The organism is Bifidobacterium sp. POST2/T3 (B1) (assembly GCF_058197115.1).
Map to the genome: position 1 here is coordinate 1 of NZ_JBVPQK010000453.1, position 2,090 is coordinate 2,090.

The 2,090-nt window shown below is 63.7% G+C and carries 2 protein-coding genes; both read left to right on the plus strand.

From position 1 onward, the window contains the following. Positions 1-76 precede the first annotated feature (76 nt). The gene (locus tag AC0AP0_RS12705) at positions 77-1,468 is read left to right on the plus strand and encodes a Mur ligase family protein (protein ID WP_490430749.1); all 1,392 of its coding nucleotides are present in this window, start codon (positions 77-79) and stop codon (positions 1,466-1,468) included. A gap of 26 nt (positions 1,469-1,494) precedes the next feature. Next, positions 1,495-2,090, plus strand: a 596-nt coding sequence (locus tag AC0AP0_RS12710; RefSeq protein WP_490430750.1) for a type 1 glutamine amidotransferase, incomplete at its 3' end; no start/stop codon positions are given.

Below are 2,090 nucleotides of genomic sequence, written 5' to 3' on the forward strand. Positions count from 1 at the left end.
TTCAAGCTGGCCTTCCTGGGCGAGAAGTCCAAGTTCAAGGACATGCCCCAGGACTATCAGCAGGGAGGGGTCTGATATGCGGCCCACGACTTCCAAGGCGCAGCCTGCCGATCAGCCTGGTCGTCCCCGTCGGCCTTGGCGCTCCCTCCTGGCTCTTCTTGTCGGCAAGGCGGTACGCATCGTTTCGCGGCTGTCCCATCATGGCGGTTCGGCCCTGCCTGGCAAGGTGGTCGAGCGGATCGACCCAGGCTTCCTGGCCAGGACCCTGTCGGGGCTGCCCCGTGGTGTGGTTCTGGTCTCGGGTACCAACGGCAAGACCACCACCACCCGGATGGTGGCCTCCATGCTGGAATCCCTGGGCCTCAAGGTCTTCACCAATCCGACCGGATCCAACTTCACCCGCGGCGTTGTTTCGGCCTTGGTCTCTACATTGGGGCTCTCCGGCCATCTGCATGCCGACATCGCCGTCTTGGAGCTGGATGAGGCCTATGCGGTCCACTTTGTGCGACAGGTCAAGCCCCGTTACGCCCTTCTGCTCAATGTCATGCGCGACCAGCTGGACCGGTTTGGGGAAATCGACACTACAGCCCGGCTGCTGGGTCAGGTGGCTCAGGCCACCACGGGCACGGTGGTCCTCAACCGTGAGGATCCGCGCATTGCCAGCCTGGCCGCCCAGACACCGGCCCAGACCGGTGTGGCCTACTTCGGTCTGTCAGACGATCTGCTGACCTATTTCCCTACCGATGACGACATGCATGCCTCGGACCGGGGTGCTGACGTTGGCAGTGCGGGCAGCGCTCCCCGTCTGGTCCGCCATGGTCACCGGCTGCCAGCCGAGGTGACCCTGGAACGGGTCATGGACCACAGGGCTGCCTTCCGCCTGGACGGTCGGATCCTGGAGACCGATCTGCGCTTGGAGGGCGTCTACAACCTCTACAATGCGGCCGCTGCCCTGGCCCTGGTGAGGGTCGTTCTGGAGGACAGGGAACCAGATGATGCAGCGCTCATGGACGCCCTGTCCAAGGTGACGCCCGCCTTCGGCCGCGGGGAGGTTATCACCTACCAGGGCGCGCCGGTTGAGCTGGTCCTGGTCAAGAACCCCATGGGCTTCCGTCTGGCCCTATCCTCCTTCAACCCTGCCGGCCAGGACACCATGATCGCCATCCGGGACGAGTATGCGGACGGGCGTGACATGAGCTGGCTTTGGGATGTGGACTTCACCTCGCTCAGGGATACCGGCGTGGCCATGGTTTCCGGCACCCGGGCCTATGACATGGCCCTGCGTCTGGCCTATGACCAGGTGCCCACGGATGCGATCGAGACCGACCTGGATCGGGCGCTGACAGCCTTCCTTGAGGTGCACCCAGGGCGGCCCAAGCGAATCTACTGCACTTACACGTCAATGCTCCGGCTCCGGTCCGCCCTCGGCAGGATCACGAGCGTTGACGATGCCGGGGTGGGCGCATGAGCGAGCAAACCAGAAGGAGCGCAGGAATGCCGCAGACTCAGGATAAGGCAAAGGCCGCTGGGACCCATCCGCCGCTGCAGATCCTCTCCCTCTACCACCGTGACATGAACATCTACGGGGATTCGGGCAACATACTCAGCGTGACCCGTAGGGCTGATTTGTATGGGTTTAGTCCCGTGGTCCGTTATTACGATCCCGGCGATGCCTGGCCGGAGCGTATCGACATGATTCTGGGCGGTGGCGGCCAGGACCATGGCCAGGAACGGATCATCGACGACCTGCGGGAGCGGGCCGGACTTCTGCACGATCTGGCCGACCAGGATGTGCCCATGCTGATGATCTGCGGGCTCTATCAGCTCTTCGGCCATTATTTTGAGACCTCAGACCATGAGCGCCTGGAGGGGGTCGGCATCCTTGACGTGCATACCATTGCCGAGCCCGAGCGGATGATCGGCAACCTGGTGGAGCAGGCAGAGGACTTCGGCAGGGTGGTCGGCTATGAGAACCACTCGGGCCTGACCTACCTGGGGGAGGGGGCCCAGCCCCTGGGCATGGTGACCGAGGATGGCCGCGGCAACAATGGCAAGGACCACACCGAGGGGGCCCGATGGAAGAAGGTCAT